This window comes from Paenibacillus sp. NPDC058177, from assembly GCF_042883835.1.
GTDB lineage: Bacteria > Bacillota > Bacilli > Paenibacillales > Paenibacillaceae > Paenibacillus_AQ > Paenibacillus_AQ agri.
On record NZ_JBHVVB010000002.1, the window covers coordinates 704,791 to 721,099 of the forward strand.

At 45.5% G+C, this 16,309-nt stretch carries 16 protein-coding genes; 6 read left to right on the forward strand and 10 right to left on the reverse strand.

Annotation, left to right across the window (positions count from 1 at the left end):
• Window position 1 precedes the first annotated feature (1 nt).
• Genes ACFVU8_RS13165 through ACFVU8_RS13185 form a run of 5 tightly spaced genes read right to left on the reverse strand, consistent with a single transcriptional unit; the run spans window position 2 to window position 6,112 of the window.
• Window positions 2-541, reverse strand: a complete 540-nt coding sequence (locus ACFVU8_RS13165; RefSeq protein WP_379469495.1) for a GNAT family N-acetyltransferase — start codon at window positions 539-541, stop codon at window positions 2-4.
• The gene (locus ACFVU8_RS13170) at window positions 538-2,601 is read right to left on the reverse strand and encodes an ABC transporter ATP-binding protein (protein WP_387427764.1); all 2,064 of its coding nucleotides are present in this window, start codon (window positions 2,599-2,601) and stop codon (window positions 538-540) included. The genes ACFVU8_RS13165 and ACFVU8_RS13170 overlap by 4 nt, the downstream gene beginning before the upstream one ends.
• Before the next feature lie 22 nt (window positions 2,602-2,623).
• Window positions 2,624-3,448, reverse strand: a complete 825-nt coding sequence (locus ACFVU8_RS13175) for an ABC transporter permease (RefSeq protein WP_387427766.1) — start codon at window positions 3,446-3,448, stop codon at window positions 2,624-2,626.
• A gap of 51 nt (window positions 3,449-3,499) precedes the next feature.
• Window positions 3,500-4,423, reverse strand: a complete 924-nt coding sequence (locus ACFVU8_RS13180; protein WP_379469502.1) for an ABC transporter permease — start codon at window positions 4,421-4,423, stop codon at window positions 3,500-3,502.
• A gap of 24 nt (window positions 4,424-4,447) precedes the next feature.
• Window positions 4,448-6,112, reverse strand: a complete 1,665-nt coding sequence (locus ACFVU8_RS13185) for an ABC transporter substrate-binding protein (RefSeq protein WP_387427769.1) — start codon at window positions 6,110-6,112, stop codon at window positions 4,448-4,450.
• A 268-nt stretch (window positions 6,113-6,380) separates the two neighbouring features.
• Between ACFVU8_RS13185 and ACFVU8_RS13190 the strand changes: the two genes are divergently transcribed.
• Window positions 6,381-7,706, forward strand: coding sequence for an LLM class flavin-dependent oxidoreductase (locus tag ACFVU8_RS13190; protein ID WP_387427771.1), 1,326 nt, complete (start codon window positions 6,381-6,383; stop codon window positions 7,704-7,706).
• A 78-nt stretch (window positions 7,707-7,784) separates the two neighbouring features.
• Here the strand turns inward: ACFVU8_RS13190 and ACFVU8_RS13195 are convergent, their stop codons facing one another.
• Window positions 7,785-8,408 (reverse strand): TetR/AcrR family transcriptional regulator, encoded by a 624-nt coding sequence (locus ACFVU8_RS13195; protein WP_387427773.1) that lies wholly within the window; start codon window positions 8,406-8,408, stop codon window positions 7,785-7,787.
• Between the two features lie 14 nt (window positions 8,409-8,422).
• Window positions 8,423-8,998 carry a TetR/AcrR family transcriptional regulator gene (locus ACFVU8_RS13200; RefSeq protein WP_387427775.1) on the reverse strand — a complete coding sequence of 192 codons (576 nt, stop codon included), beginning with the start codon at window positions 8,996-8,998 and terminating at the stop codon, window positions 8,423-8,425.
• A 1,114-nt stretch (window positions 8,999-10,112) separates the two neighbouring features.
• Here ACFVU8_RS13200 and ACFVU8_RS13205 point away from each other — a divergent pair.
• The 5 genes from ACFVU8_RS13205 (at window position 10,113) to ACFVU8_RS13225 (ending at window position 13,726) form a co-directional block, all read left to right on the forward strand.
• Window positions 10,113-10,805: a response regulator transcription factor gene (locus tag ACFVU8_RS13205; RefSeq protein WP_379469511.1), complete on the forward strand. Its 693-nt coding sequence runs from the start codon at window positions 10,113-10,115 to the stop codon at window positions 10,803-10,805.
• Between the two features lie 80 nt (window positions 10,806-10,885).
• Entirely contained in the window at window positions 10,886-11,806 is a 921-nt protein-coding gene (locus ACFVU8_RS13210; RefSeq protein ID WP_379469513.1) for an ATP-binding cassette domain-containing protein, read from the forward strand.
• Complete coding sequence (locus tag ACFVU8_RS13215; RefSeq protein WP_379469515.1) at window positions 11,799-12,518, forward strand: hypothetical protein; 720 nt, start codon at window positions 11,799-11,801, stop codon at window positions 12,516-12,518. The genes ACFVU8_RS13210 and ACFVU8_RS13215 overlap by 8 nt, the downstream gene beginning before the upstream one ends.
• 10 nt (window positions 12,519-12,528) lie before the next feature.
• Window positions 12,529-13,464, forward strand: coding sequence for a sensor histidine kinase (locus tag ACFVU8_RS13220; protein WP_379469517.1), 936 nt, complete (start codon window positions 12,529-12,531; stop codon window positions 13,462-13,464).
• Window positions 13,442-13,726, forward strand: coding sequence for a hypothetical protein (locus ACFVU8_RS13225; protein ID WP_379469519.1), 285 nt, complete (start codon window positions 13,442-13,444; stop codon window positions 13,724-13,726). Before ACFVU8_RS13220 ends, ACFVU8_RS13225 begins: the two co-directional genes overlap by 23 nt.
• A 65-nt stretch (window positions 13,727-13,791) precedes the next feature.
• On the opposite strand, the gene ACFVU8_RS13230 is transcribed toward ACFVU8_RS13225, so the two are convergent.
• The 3 genes from ACFVU8_RS13230 to ACFVU8_RS13240 form a co-directional block, all read right to left on the reverse strand.
• Window positions 13,792-14,850 carry a threonine aldolase family protein gene (locus ACFVU8_RS13230; protein WP_387427778.1) on the reverse strand — a complete coding sequence of 353 codons (1,059 nt, stop codon included), beginning with the start codon at window positions 14,848-14,850 and terminating at the stop codon, window positions 13,792-13,794.
• Window position 14,851: 1 nt separating this feature from the next.
• Window positions 14,852-15,289, reverse strand: coding sequence for a MarR family winged helix-turn-helix transcriptional regulator (locus tag ACFVU8_RS13235; protein WP_387427780.1), 438 nt, complete (start codon window positions 15,287-15,289; stop codon window positions 14,852-14,854).
• Window positions 15,290-15,477: 188 nt separating this feature from the next.
• The gene (locus ACFVU8_RS13240; RefSeq protein ID WP_175372319.1) at window positions 15,478-16,287 is read right to left on the reverse strand and encodes an SDR family NAD(P)-dependent oxidoreductase; all 810 of its coding nucleotides are present in this window, start codon (window positions 16,285-16,287) and stop codon (window positions 15,478-15,480) included.
• Window positions 16,288-16,309 lie beyond the last annotated feature (22 nt).

Consider the following 16,309-nt stretch of genomic DNA (forward strand, 5'->3'; position numbering starts at 1 on the left):
CCTATAGTTCAGCTGTTAAATCGAGCCGAAAACCTTCCATGAAATATTCTCCCTGATGAAGATCTTGGTCGTGTGAACGGACAAAGCCCAGATGTTCATATAATCTCGCAGCGGATGCATTGGTTTCCAATGATGTATGCAAATATAAATAGCCGGCTCCGGCGTTCAATGCTCGTTTCGCGCTCTCATGAATAAGCTGTGTAGCAATTCCCTTACCCTGCCATCCAGGTGCAACAGCTAATCTGCGCAACACTGGTGTTGCAAGCGTCTGCTGGATGTCACCGTACGCTTCAGCAGCGTTATGGAATATCTCCGCTGTTCCAATAATAAGACCTTCCGCTTCAGCAACAATACGCTCCTGAGAACCTGGCTCCAGATATTTTAGCAATGCTTCCTTTAGCGATTCTCTGACTTCAGGGTAAGTCACGGCGTAACTTTCCCAAGCCTGAGACAGTATCTCAACCACTGCATCATAGTCAGCAGGGACTGCACTGCGGATCGTAATTAATTCCTTCTGTTCTGAAGAATTGGACAAGCTCATTGTAAGCCTCCTTCAAATGGGATAGGGTGATGACAGGCTACGAGATGCTGGTCTCCGACATTTTGCCATACAGGATCTTCCGTTCTGCATTTGTCAGTGGCCGCAGGGCATCTTGGATGAAACTTACAGCCAGTTGTCCGGAACGTCTGCGAGGGAACCTCCCCCTTTAACAGCCCATGTGCTTTTTTACCGGAAGGGTCCGAAGCAGGGATGGCCGATAATAACGCATGTGTATACGGATGAGCCGGAGAAGCATACAACGCTTCTGTAGGTGCAAGCTCCACGAGCTGCCCCAGATACATCACCCCTACACGATCTGACAAATGCCGGACGACATGCAAATCATGGGCAATGAACAGAAAGGTTAGCCCGAGCCTTCGCTGCAGGTCCTGCAGCAAATTAATAATTTGCGCCTGTACAGATACATCCAGGGCAGATACCGCTTCATCGAGGACGATGAACTTTGGATTTAACGCAATCGCCCGGGCAATGGCAATACGTTGCCGCTGCCCGCCCGAGAATTCATGAGGGTAACGATCTGCTGAGGCAGGCTCCAGCCCAACCAGAGCCATCAGTTCTTCTACTCTCTCTCTTCTTTCCTTAGAAGATAACGAAAGATGTACCTTTAGCGGCTCTCCAATAATATCCGTCACTTTCCAGTGAGAGTTGATAGAACTATACGGGTCCTGGAACACCATCTGCATTTCACGACGCAATTCTCTTAGATCCTTGCTCTTCGTCTCGGCCAAGTCTTGTCCTTCCCAATGGATTTGGCCAGAAGTCACCTTCTCCAGTTGAAGCATCATGCGCCCCAGTGTTGATTTTCCACTACCAGACTCCCCAACGAGGCCGAACGTTTCCCCTCTCAGAATCTGTAAATTCACTTCATCCACTGCGCGAACACCTTGCTTGCCTCTGGATAAAAATCCTCTACCTGTGTTGAAGCTTTTAGTCACCTTTAGCGCTTCGATCAGCACTTCTGGATCGCCTGGATTGGTAGGGGACTGAACAATAACGTTCTGCGCATTCTGTTCAGCAGTCTGAACATCCTGTTCATCACTATGCCGTTCCGCTCCCAGCGGAAGCTCTGATATGCTTTCTGCATGCCAGCAAGCAACCATATTCGTGCCGTCCGTAACAGCAGGCGGTTCCTCAGAGCGACACTGATCTGTAGCAAATGCACAGCGCGGATGAAACCGACAGCCTCGCGGCAGATCCGCCAGACTTGGAATAGAGCCCGGAATATGATAGAGCGGCTTCGTACGATCACTCTGTAACGTCATAACCGATTGCAGCAGTCCACGTGTGTATGGATGCTGTGGCTTGGCAAAAAGGGAGTTAACATCAGCGACCTCTACCAATTTACCCGTATACATGACGGCAACCCGATCGGCCATTTCTGCAGCGATCCCCAGATCATGAGTGATCAGCAGGATGGACATGTTGAACTCTTCCTTCAGCTCTTGCAGAAGCTGCAGGATCTGGGCTTGAATAGTGACATCCAGCGCTGTTGTCGGCTCATCCGCAATAAGCAGTTCCGGTCCGCAGGACAGAGCCATCGCGATCATGACACGCTGCCGCATGCCTCCAGACAGTTCATGCGGATACTGCTTCATCCGCAGCTCCGGATCGACAATACCAACACGGTCAAGCAAGGTAATTGCCCGATTCCGCGCTTCCTCCTTCGTAGCCAGCCCATGATGAATCAGGATCTCCATCATCTGATGACCAATCGTAAAGATAGGATCAAGCGCCGTCATCGGTTCTTGAAAGATCATCGCTATTTTCCGGCCACGAAGCTCCCGTAGCTCACGGGCGTTTAGCTCTGCCAGATTGAGTCCGTTCAACTCAATAGAACCTTGGGCGATACGTCCATTGTCATAATCAATGAGCCGCATGACAGATAGAGACGTTACCGTTTTTCCGCTCCCGGACTCTCCTACCAAAACCAGCGTTTCCCCCGGAGCAATGGTCAGACTGATCTCATTCACCATATTTCGGGGTCCTTGCGGTGTCATAAAATCAACGGACAGCCCTTTAATATCGAGTACATTGTTCATGGGATATGCGTCCTCCTTTCTTTCAACCTTTTCGAGGGCCGATTGCAGACTGTAACTCGTCCCCTAGAAAGTTAATCGAAACCACTAGCAAAGTAATGGCAAGACCAGGGAACGTTGCGATCCACCAAGCCATCGAGATATAGCTTCGTCCCTCTGACAGCAAACTTCCCCAATCCGGAATTTCTTCCGAACTCCCGAGTCCAAGAAAGCTGAGTCCTGAGCCCATTAAGATCGCACTGCCCACACCGATCGTCCCCATGACCAGCAAGGAGGAAAAAGCGTGCGGCGCAATATGCGAGAATAAAATTCTAAGATGTGAGGTACCGATGCTTCTCGCCGCTTCTATGAATGTACGATTCTTAATCGTTAGCACCTGTCCGCGCAGCACGCGAGCAAAGCTAGGTATAATTGAAATACTTACAGCGATGATTAAATTGAATTTACTTGGCCCCAGCACCGCTGAAACCGTGAGTGCCAACAGAATCCCTGGGATGGTCATCAGTGTATCAATAAGACGCATCAGCACAGCATCGATGAACCCCCCGCTATACCCGGCAATAGCACCGATCAATGCACCAATCCCTCCACCGAGCAGCACCGCAGAGATCCCGATGATCAAAGCATCCCTACTGCCATAGATAACCAGGGTTAAAATATCTCGTCCAAAATAATCCGTTCCGAGTAGGTGACTCCCGCCGGGTGCCTGCAAGATCGCTGCCCCATTCATCTCGGTAGGAGAATAAGGAGCAATCCAGCCAGGAACAATTGCAAACAGCACCAGACAAGCAATCATCAGCACGGAAACGGTTATCATTGCTCTTGAAAAAAGACTTCGTTTAGCGTTCACCTTATTCGTTCCCTTTCTTCTTGGCTCATGGTTTGCCTTTATGCATGCACGCTAGGCTTGGCGAATCCTTGGATCAATGATCGCATACGACAAATCAACCAATAGATTGACCAGAATGTAGATTGAAGCCGTCAGCAGAATCGCCCCTTGGACTACAGGCAGATCTTTTGCCAAAATGGCATCCAGGATTACTCTGCCGACACCTTGCCTTGCAAACACGGATTCAATAACAACCGCACCCGCGAGCAGTTCTCCGAGGAGCATCCCCATCATCGTGACCGCTGGAATGAGCGCATTACGCAGGACATGCTGATACATCACGCTTCTCTCTGGCAGCCCCTTCGCACGCAGCGTTCTTACAAAGGGTTCATGCACCACTTCCAAAATACTGCCCCTCACCATGCGGGCAATTAGCCCCGAGCCAACAATGCCCATCGTCGCTGCCGGGAGAATGAGATACTGAAACCCGCCTACGCCCGAAGCCGGAAGCCATTGCAGATTAACGGAAAAGAGGAGCACAAGAAGAATAGCTACCCAGAACGTCGGCATCGAAATGCCGAAGATACTGAGCAGCCGAATGAGATGATCAAGACTGCGATGCCGGTACACTGCCGACACAACGCCTAGCAGCACGCCAAACACTATAGATATGGCCATGCTTAGAAGCGTTAACCACAGCGTTGCCGGGAACTGGGCCATGAGCTTGGTCATCACAGGTTCATTATCCACGAGCGACTTTCCGAAATCTCCCCGGAATACCTTGCCCAAGTACTGGAGGTACTGTTTATAGAGCGGTTGATCTAGTCCGAATTCATGCTTCAGCTTAGCCACAACCTCCGGGGATACCGGATTTCCAGCGATTTTTATATTGATTGGATCTCCCGGCAGGAGGTGAAGAAGAAAGAACACCAGTGTTATGGTGCAGAGCAAAACCACAATGGAGACTAGCAGCCGGTAAAGAATAGTTCTAAGCATTTCTCCGCGTCTCCCTCCTGCTGTCTATTTCGAGACTGCAACGTCATAGAATTGCGGATACCCTGGGAAGTCAAATGTAATTCCGCTCACTTTTTTACTTTCTGCAATGGTGTATGGGAACACATATACAGGAATCGAAACGGCATTCTTTACAAAGTATTGTTGTAGTTCTTTATACGTCGCAATCCGTTTTTCCGGATCGGCTTCTTGGTAAGCGTCTGTTAACTGCTGCTCAATCTGCGGATCATAAAAACGGGCAAAGTTGGAGTTCGCATATTCATTCGTAGACCAGTTCGCTTTGGAGAAAATAGTTCTTAAAATATCAGGATCTCCGCCAGCAAAACTGTGGCCGACCAGATCATAGCTGGCAGCTTTCAGTGCATCAACATAAGGGCCCGCAGCCATAATCGAAACATTCATCTTCACGCCGATTTGCTTCACCTGCTGCTGCACCATTTTAATGATGTCGCCGCGTTTCTCTCTATTGCCGGTGATATCAATATAGTTGATCTCCAGTGGCTTGCCGTCTTTTTCGCGGATACCATCCGCACCTAACTTCCAGCCTTCTTCATCAAGCAATTGGTTAGCATGTTGAATATCTACCTTATATGAATCTTCCAGGGAAGAATCGTAGCCTAAGGTTGAGGAGGATAATGGACTCCATGACCGGGGGAATGTGCCGAGGTACAAAGATTTCACAATCGCATCGATATCGACAGTGGACTGTACCGCCTGGCGAAGCTTCACATTATTCCACGGTGCTTTCTCATTATTAAAGGTGAGTTGGAAAGTAGCACCTGGAAGTAGCGCCTTCTGAATCTGGTAATTAGGATCTTTCTCCAATGCGACAATATTCTGAGCCGGAATAGATTCCGCGGCAAGCACCTGACCACTTTGCAAGCTACTGACACGAGTGGCTTCTTCCGGAATAAGCTTCAATACGATTTTATCCAAATAAGCTGGACCGCTATGTTCCGCTGCCGGTGAAGGCCACTTATAATCGGTGTTTTTCTCCAGAACGATCTCGGAATTTGCAACCCAGGAGGCCAGCTTGAACGGACCGGTTCCTACAGGATGCTGACCTACTTGGTCACCATACTTCTTAAAGGACTCAGGAGACTGAATGCCCAGTGTAGATTTAGCCAGATTACTTAAGAAAGGAGTAAACGCTTCTTTAAAATTCACTTTAAGAGTAGACTCGTCGATGACCTCAGAAGACTCGTACGGTCCTAGCAATTGCTTCGCATAAACCGACTTCCCGTTAGGATCAGCGCTTCTGTCAAAATTAACTTTTACTGCCTCTGCGTTGAATGGCGTGCCGTCATGGAAAGTAACGTCTGTACGCAGCTTGAAGGTATAACTCTTCTTATCTGCTGAAATTTCCCAGGACTCTGCCAGCCAAGGCTTGATTGTATGATCCGGCAGTTCACCTACCAAACTATCGAATATATTCCGGCCAACCCGGAAGTCAATGTCAGAAGAGGTGACCCCTACATCCAGCGTACTCGGAGAGCCCGCAAGTGCGAAGGTTAACTCCCCTCCCTCAGTAGGAGCGGATGCTGAAGCTTCATTCGTTGATGCTGTATTAGCAGGAGCATTCTTATCACCACTGCTGCAACCTGAGACCACTAATGAAAATCCAATAGCCATAACGATGGCCCACTTAAATTTAGGAAAAGAAAGATTCATGGTTACACCCCTCGTGTTTTTCGCATAGGAATACATGGAATTAAATCACAAGTTGACCGCGCGTTCAACTTGTGATCAATTATATTCACTCCCTATGACACTGTCAATTTTAAATTTTTTTATCTTAAATTAAATATTTCAATGCCATATTTTCAAATTGACAGCCAGGCGGGAAGCAAGCTATAATGATTCACAAATTAAACGAACGGTCATTCTGTGGATGTAGCTGCACTTTAATCCGAGTATACTCATTATCTTAGTTGATCAAATGGTGGGAGGAATCGTTGTGAGTCGCAAAAAAATAAAACTGGCCGTAAATCTTCGCGGTGTTGGGGACAGCATTTCTGAATGGAGACATCCTAATGCGCAGCCGGACGCCAGCGTGAATTTTGAGCTTTATAAACAGTGGGCCAAAAAAGCGGAGTCTGCCCTGTTAGATGCCATCTTTATTGCGGACGGCTTGTACATTACGGAACAATCACTGCCCCATTTTTTAAATCGCTTTGAACCCGTCTCTCTACTGAGTGCCTTGGCGGCAGTAACCTCCAACATTGGTCTGGTCGGAACCGTGTCTTCCACCTTCAGCGAGCCTTTTACACTGGCGCGTCAGTTTGGAACGCTTGATAAAATTAGCGGAGGAAGAGCCGGCTGGAATGTGGTGACCTCCGGTACGCTGGATGGTGCGGCGGATAATTACAACGAAAAGCAAATCGAACACGATGCGAAGTACAGATTAGCTGCCGAATTTCTGGAGGTTACCAAAGGTTTGTGGTCTTCCTGGGAAGAGGATGCATTCGTACGCGACAAGGAAAGCGGGGTGTTTTTTGACCCTGAAAAAATGCATACCCTCAATCACAAAGGGGAGTATTTTTCAGTTAAAGGACCGCTTAGCATTGAACGTTCGCCGCAGGGCCAGCCTGTTATTTTTCAAGCGGGAACATCGGAAGCAGGTCGCAACTTTGCAGCAGAGCAGGCCGATGCCATCTACTCCATTCCTAAGACGATCACAGAATCGATTGCTTTTAGAGAGGATATGAGAAGAAGAGCGGAGACTTTCGGTAGATCAGCAGACGATATCCTTGTCTTCCCGAGCATCGCTCCAGTTGTAGGCAGAACCGCAGAGGAAGCAGAGCAGAAATATCAGGAAATGGCGAGCTTAGTCACGATCACGGATGCCCTCAAATACATCAGCCGCTTTTTTAACCACCATGATTTAACGCAGTATCCACTGGATGAGCCGGCATTGAACTTGCTCGATCTTGTGCCGACTCAACAAGGTTCACTAAAAAACTTTACCGAAGCTCTGAAAAGTGGTATCACGCTTCGCCAGCTTGCTTTAGAGGCAACTACACCGCGCAGTCCGTTTATGGGAACGCCCGAGCAGGTGGCAGATACACTGCAAGAATGGTTTGAAGCAGGCGCCGCAGACGGATTCATGCTCGTTCCTTTTGGTCCCTTTGGCATGGATGATTTCTTAAGTGAAGTGGTTCCAATTCTGCAAGAACGCGGTTTGTTCCGAACAGAATATGAGAGTGATACGCTTAGAGGCAATCTGGGTTTAAACATTCCGCAGAACCGTTATGTAACGAATTAATCCCCCTGATGAATACGACAAAAAACCGTGAAGACTTTGGTAATCAAGTCAATCACGGTTTTTTTATGTTTATAGCGCCTACTGGCGCAGAAAGAGCTTCAGCGCATGCTCCACATTGCTCTCATCAAAGAGCCCTTCACTCCTGGTATTCTCCATGAACATGCCATTCACAATCGAGGCAAAATGAATCGATAGCCGGTAAGGATCACCTTCGATGAATTGCCCGGCGCTTTGCCCCTGCTCGATTAATTTCGCAATGGTTTGTCGTCTAAAGCTATAGGCTTTATCCACGTCGCTCTTATAGGGCTCAGGCAATTGTTCAAAACTTAGAAACTGCATGGAAAAAGCCAGATTAAATTGCATTTCCACGGCATCTCCGGCTAATTTGGATTTCTGTATGATAACTACATCTTTAGCCAATTGACAAAGCCTGTCCCATGGAGTGCCCTCCCGCTCATACAGGAGATGATGCGCGTCTTGTTCGGAAATGCCTAAGATATCAGCGGCCAAAATACTGTATAACTCTATTTTCGACTCAAAATAGTTATAGATCAAACCTTTGCTCATGCCTGCTGCCTTCGCAATTTCGCTGATCGTCGTGCCCTGAAGCCCGTTATCAACAAATAGTGGCAAGGCCGATTTTAAAATCTGTTTTTTCCGCTCCTCACGGAGTTGAACGTCTTTTTCATGATTTCTGGGCATTCCATAATCTCCAATCAATCGAAATATCCACCCTTTAAAATGGGCAAAATTTTCATCGCAAACTCTTGTGGTGTCTCTGGCCGTTTCTCCATATTCCAGCGATAAGTGATGCCATAGATCGACCAAGTCAAAATATTCGCTGCGATTCGCAAGGTATCTTCATCCGTATCTTTGCAGTCATTGACCATAATTTTAAAAATAATGTCTTCCAGATGAGCTTTTATATCTTTTTCCACGTAAGAGGCAATCGCTTCATAATTTCGCTTACAGATCTGATTTGTAGTTACATGATATTCGCATAAAGAGATCACGATAAGCTTAATCGTTTCTTCCGATAAATCCGCTTGTGGATCGACTCTGTTGTTGACAAATTCCATAAAGGAAGCTGAGAAATAACGATCGGTAAGGGCAAATTTATCTGTAAAATGCGCATAAAAAGTCGCTCTGTTGATCGTCGCCAGCTTGGAAATATCACTGACAGTAATGGCGTTAAACTCCTTTGTGGTCAGCAAATCAATAAAAGCATCGATAATTAATTGCCGTGTTCTAATCACGCGCGGGTCAGAGGCATTCACTTCAGATATTGGCATACTCAATTTCACCTCATAACTATCTTTCCAACAATTATATAGAAATGTTGTGTTAGCAACAACTGTATATAAAATCTTTCAGATCAAAATATAAGACAAACTTAAGCTGTACACATAAGGCTCGGTCGTCGCTACGGTGGAATGTTTGGACTTCCGGCCGCTGTTGTCCCCAGATTTCTTCTTTTTAGACCGCTTTTAGCGGTTTAAATCTGGGGACAAAGGCGGTCGCTATCGCTCCTACAGTTCCAAACTTCCCCCTTCGTTCCTCCTCGCTTTTTGTTTTTTCTTTTGTTCATCTTATATAATCTAAACACAACACCTTTATAAGTTCATACTTAAACAACAGATCGAATCGATCGTTGATAGTTGTATGCTGGACAAGCCGTTACATAACACCTTCAAATCATAATGGAGGTTAGATCTCGCGACTTCCAGAAACATCGTCAGCTTGAAGAAGACTATCGATCATGAATACGAGAACTTCCTGCCGCTAACAGTATCAATGTAACTGCCGTTGCTCCTTGATTCTTCAGAACAAGCTTCCTGGAAAGCAGCCCATCTATTATTCAATTAGCATTTATGAACAATCCCCCATTCCACTTGCTGCTAGGCTCCGATGCTTACAGTTGTCTCGGACAAGTGGGTACGTTAAATCATGGATTTACGCAATGGAAAGAGGCTATGTATCCATTGATTTCGATACCAACTAAAATTGAAAAACGCCCTAACTACCCTTATCTATGCATGAATTGCATATTGCATAAATAAGGTTTTTTGTGCCCGCAGATGCAAACTATATCCGATGAACAAAAGAAGAGAAGGAATGGAGGGGAAGATTGGAACTGTAGGAGCGCAGCGTTCGTCCGAAAGCTTCCCGCAGGAAAGCTAGCATCGGAAGCATAGACTGTCAGCAGATTTCAACCGCTAAAAGCGGTTTAATCAAGGAAATCTGGGCACAACAGCGACCGGAAGTCCAAACTTCACCGGAATGACGCCGAGACTTAAGTTCGATAGTAGTTCACATTATTTATCATGCACTTTGCAATTTCATCGCATATTCCCTACAATTTAACGTGCTTATCTATACTTGAAACGGATAAAGGAGAACACATTCATGAGCTACCGCATTCTAATCGTTGAGGATGATATGGATATAAATCAGCTGCTTGCACAAATACTGAAGGATAACGGCTACACGGTCACTAGCGCTTATTCTGGCTCGGAAGGCCACTTGTTGATGAAGCATGAGACCTTTGATTGTCTATTGCTGGATTTGATGCTGCCTGGAATGGACGGAAAGTCGTTGATTGCAACGATTCGGGAGCAGCATACGATGCCCATCATCGTCATCTCGGCCATGCTGGGTACGGATGCACGTGTAGCCACGCTACGTTTAGGAGCGGATGACTTCATCGCCAAGCCTTTTGAAAATGAAGAAGTATTGGCTCGAGTTGAGGCCCAACTCCGAAGAAGCCAAATCTTCTCTAAGAGCAATACCCCTTCCTCCTCTACATTGCTTCGTCATAAAAATTGTGAATGTAACACAGCAACAATGACGGTCAGCATGAATGGGACGCCCATCGACCTCACATCGCTTGAATATCAGATCCTTACCCTCTTTCTACAGCATCCGGACCGCGTATTTACCCGTTCGAATATTTTCACTTCTTGCTGGAAGCAGGAGTTTTTAGGTGAAGATAACACGGTAGACGTACATATCAGTCGTATTCGCAGTAAAATCGCCCAGTACGATAACGAGGAATATATCAAGACCGTGCGTGGCATTGGTTACCGGTTGAACCCGTGAACTTCAGAAAGTCTTCAGAATTCCTTCATGACCTTGTATTCTTGGCCAGCTAAGATAAGTACATCGAAGGAGGTATGGTCATGAGTGAAAACATCGTCACCACCAATGGATTATCTAAAAAATATAGCTCTTCCTTTGCCCTGATGGATTGTTCCTTAAATATTGAAAAAGGTCAGATCTATGGTTTAGTCGGGAAGAACGGAGCAGGGAAAACCACATTGATGAGACTCATCTGTGGTCAGAGTTACCCAACATCGGGATCGCTGTCTTTGTTTGGAAACAGTGATCCCCGCAAGCTAGAAGAGAGCCGCACACGCATTGGATGTGTGATTGAATCCCCCACGTTTTATCCTAACCTTTCAGCCAAGAAAAATTTGAAAATCTATTGTATGAAAAAAGGGATTCCTATTACCGATGAGCTGGATGAGTTACTGGAATTTGTGGGCCTCAGCGATACAGGCCGTAAAAAATTCTCCCAGTTCTCCTTAGGTATGAAAGAACGGCTAGGCATTGCGCGTGCGCTGCTTGGCAAACCGGAGTTTCTGGTGCTGGATGAGCCTACGAACGGCCTTGATCCTTTGGGGATCTCCCAAATTCGGGACTTGATCCTGAAGCTTAATCAAGAACAAGGTGTTACCATTCTGATCTCCAGCCATATTTTGAAGGAGCTTAGCTCCGTGGCCACCCATTATGGGTTCATTGACAAAGGGATACTGATCGAACAGATTAGCGCAAAAGAACTCGAGGCACAGTCCAAGGGGGCCCTGGTCATCAAAGTCAGTAACACCGCAAAGGCATCCACGGTGCTGGACATCTGCGGTTATAAGAATTACAAAGTTTTTCCCCAGAATATTATTCGCTGCTACGATCAAGTGGACCATCCGGAACAGATGAATCGGGAACTCAACGAAAACGGCGTAGATGTATTCTCATTAACAGAAGAAAGAAAAGATCTGGAGGATTACTTCATGAGCTTGTTAGGAGAACGTTCGAATGCTTAATTATTGTAAAGCTGATTTATATCGTATTGGTACCCGCTTTTCATTTGTGCTATGGTGCTTCGTCTTGATTGCCGTTCCGGCCTTACTGATCATTGGCGTGGGCAGTCATTATGCCCCATCCATTGTTGTCCAAATCGTTCCAGGTATCATGTATGCAGCCTTTTTCTTTATCACCCTGATCATTACAGAATTTACGTTCCGAGAAGATATGCAGCTAGGCCTATATAAAAATGATACAACCAATGGCATCACACGAACGGCCATCTTTATCTCCAAATATTTTAGTGGACTCCTGCTCTTATTGCTCATGTGGATACTCTGCTCCGCTTCTGCCGTGGCTTCAATCTTTTATAGCTTCGGTACAGCGGATGGGAGCACTATGCTTCAAGAAATGGTATCAACGACGATGATTTCTTATTTTCTGAGTATCGCTGCCTATCTCGCCTTATTCCAGATGCTTAGTGTACTGATTCAAAAGACGGCTTCTCTGATCTTGGTATGTATTCTGTGCAGTACGGTGCTTTCTAATATCAGCCACATGCTGGGCTCAGCTTCCCCTGGTTTTAGCAAAGTGCTGACTTCCCTAAACCCTGCTGTTGAAAATAGCGCGCCCTCTGTAACACTTCAGATTGTGATGCTTACCATTCCATTAGTCTGTGTTCTCGTGCTACTAGGGATTGGCAGTTTCTTATTCCGCAAAAAAGAACTTTAAGGAGACCGATATGCTCATTGTGACGATCGTTTTAGGTGCAGCAGCCTGCTTATTTGCCATACTCTATAGCCTGCAGGTCTCCCAGACGCGGCGGCTGATGCAAAAACTCAGACAACTGAACAACGAAGAACGTTCCCAACTCGTCACGATGAGCTTTCCCTCTAAGCTGAATCAGGAGCTTGTGATTGAGATTAACCGGTTGATCGATACTAAAGTACAGATGGCGCGGTCTTATCAATGGAATGAAAAGAAATTCCATCAAGGGATATCTAATATTTCTCACGATATGCGAACACCGTTAACAGCCATTCTAGGCTATCTACACATGTTGAACCAGGACAAGGCATCCGATCAAGAAAAAGCGAACTATCTTCGCATTGTAGAAAAAAGGGCCCGCTCGCTCCATCGTCTCATAGCGGATTTCTACGATTTATCCCGCTTGGATGAAGGCGAGTATGCGCTTGAATCCACTTTAATTGATGTCAACGAGATCGGTCTGAACTTACTGGCTGAAGTTTATGATGATTTTGAATCCTCTGGCTTCCAAGTAGAAGCTTCCCTTTCTCCTACTGCCCCAAAGGTTGTGGCAGATGCCAACGCTGTACATCGGGTCATTGAGAATGTACTCCAGAATGCCAAGAAGCATGGGAAAAATAAATTGCTGGTGGATAGTAAGATGGAGTCTGACTCCATCGTGATGTCCTTTTCCAATGAAAGTGAGGTCATTACAACGCAAGAGTTATCTCATGTGTTCGACCGGTCATATACGACAAGCAACAGCCGAACAAATGACAGCACTGGACTTGGGCTTTCCATTTGCAAAACGCTGCTTACTCAGATGGGTCATAACATTACGGCTGACTATGCCAAAGGTACTTTTACAATTACAATTATTTGGAATATTGAGAGTGGGGAATATAATAATGAAGAAGCAGAAAGCAAGTAAGGGAACGGGGACCTGGGCGCTATATCTGGGGTTCTTGTCGATACTTTGGTCATCTAGCTTGAATGGCATTCCTGTGATTGAAACTCTAGGAGACAAGATTGGACTGCATAATCATACGGTTTTATCCCTGGCTGTCTTAGTTCTTACGGTGCCAGGTGTTCTCTTGGGGTTAAATCATCTCAAGGATTGGGGTGCGAAAATCGGCACTTTACTATGCTTCGGTACAACGATAAGTGTTGTCATCACTATAATTACTATGTAAGACGAACAAGCTTCCTTAAGATAATTTGAGTAAGGCCCAGTCGATCAACTCAACTGGGCTTTTTCTTATACTAAGTATGGTGTAGCTACTTTCATTTCTTTAATATCTTCTATCAGCATTTCAACATGTTCTTTTTTCGTAGCCCAACTAGTACAAAATCTCAAAGCACTGTGTGTAGCATCGATTTTTTCCCAGAATTGAAATGCATACTTTTTGCTTAATTCAACAATTACCTCTTCCGGCAAAATGGGAAACTGCTGATTAGTTGTAGAATCATAACGTAATGAAAAACCATTTTGAACGAAAGCATCTCTAATCATCCCTGCCATTTCCACGGCATGACTAGAGATTTCATGGTATAAACCATCCTCAAATAGGGTTTCAAACTGGATTCCCAAAAGTCTGCCTTTAGCCAGCAGTCCGCCTCTTTGCTTGATAATATAGCGAAAATCTTTCTTTAGAGAATCATTTGTTATAACTACTGCTTCACCAAACAATGCCCCAATTTTAGTTCCACCTATATAAAATACATCACATAGCCTTGCAATATCCTCTAATGTGATATCGTTCTCCTTCGAAGCCAAAGCATATCCTAATCTGGCACCATCCATGATCAAAGGTATCCCGGATTCACGACAGACCTTACTCAATTCTTCCAATTCTGATTTGCGATAGGTTGTCCCATTTTCAGTTGGATGTGAGATGTACACTAAGCCTGGCTGTACCATATGCTCATGAGTAACATCGTTCCAATGAGCATCATACAATTCTTTGACCTGCCCGGCTCGGATTTTCCCATCTTCACTTGGTATAGGAAGTACTTTATGACCAGTAGCCTCAATTGCCCCAGTTTCGTGTACTGCGATATGACCCGTATGTGCCGAAACTGCACCTTGATGTGGACGTAAAATCGAAGCGATAATAGTCGTATTGGTTTGGGTTCCCCCTACTAAAAAGTGGACGTCTGCATTTTCAGCGTTACAGGCTTTTCGAATATACCCTCTAGCTTTTTCACAATGTTCATCCATTCCATATCCTGGTGTCTGTTCTTCATTGGTTTCTAATAAACGCTCAAGAATGCGCTGATGAGCACCTTCTGCGTAATCATTTTCAAATCGTATCATCTTACTTTCTCTCCAAACTATCTAAATTCTTCTTAATAGCTAACATAGAAGTATGTATTTCGTTGATTTGTTTCCGTGATAAACCTTGGAATAGATCCACTAATTGTTCATCCGATTTTTTATTTATTTCGTTAAAAAGTGCTAAACCTTCAGGGGATAAGCGAATGAGATTCGTTCTGACATTCGAGGCCGATGGCTCCTTAATGATCAGCCCATCTTTCTTTAGCTTTCTAATGATTCTGCTCATGTAACTTCGATCAATATTAAGAAAATCAACCAGATTGTTCGCAATACATTGCTCCATCAGGCCAATTTCTATAATGACTCGTGCTTCTGTCAATGAGTAGCCCGTATCTAATACACTTTTATTTAATAGACCTAGTACGTCCGTGTAATATCTATTGAATTGACGTATATCTGCAATAACTTTATTATCCATGCTTGTCTCCTTTCTAGTGGACTATGTCTACTAATAATGTATTATTTCTAGTGGACTCTGTCAACATGAATGTAAGCGGGTAAAGGAACAGTGAGTAAGACACATTCGTTCGCTTATATATAAATACTGTGGATTCATTAATATAAAAAAAAGAGGAGTGGATGATCATCCACTCCTCTTTCTTACTATTAATCTGCGCTTGCAGTAATGTGTTCCCACTTGTCATATTCCTCAAGCATGCCATTCAGCTGCGTACGCGCCATCACGAGGCCCATGCTGCCAAGTGCCAATCTTCTCGGAGCATTGTCTGCGCCGGCAATATCGGCAACGGCTGACATCGCTTTTTCAACATCGCCGTAAGGCGCGGTCTCAGCAAGATCATTATACCAATCATACAGCGGCTGGTAGTCTGGGATACTGCTTGTAATTTCCTGAGTATTGGCTTGGAAGCCTGTTTTGAATCCTGCAGGCTCTACCAGCGTGAGCTTGATGCCCAGATCCTTAACTTCCGCCGCCAGACCTTCACTTAGGCTTTCAAGCGCTGCTTTGGAGCTACAGTAGATAGACAGCGTTGGCAAGCTTTGTACGCCGCCCATCGATGAGATATTGATAATATGACCTGAGCGATTTTCCCGCATTTGCGGAAGAACGGCTTGAATGGTGGTCATTACACCGAACACATTGGTTTCATATTGCTGACGTGCTTGGTCAACAGTCACTTCTTCAAAAATACCTGCTTGCGCATATCCGGCATTATTGAGCAATACATCAATGCGTCCGTATTGACGTGTTACCGTATCTACAACCTCGCGGGTCATTTCCTGATTCGTAATATCCAAGGCCAGAACTTGTACGTTACTATATTGGTTAAATTCAGCAGCAGCTTTCGATGTATCCCGCATGGTAGCGACGACATTCCATTCACGCTTCGCGAATTGAAGCACCAATTCTTTGCCGAAGCCTGTTGATGTGCCTGTGATTAAAATGGTTTTACTCATGTGTATTCCCTCCAGATCACGA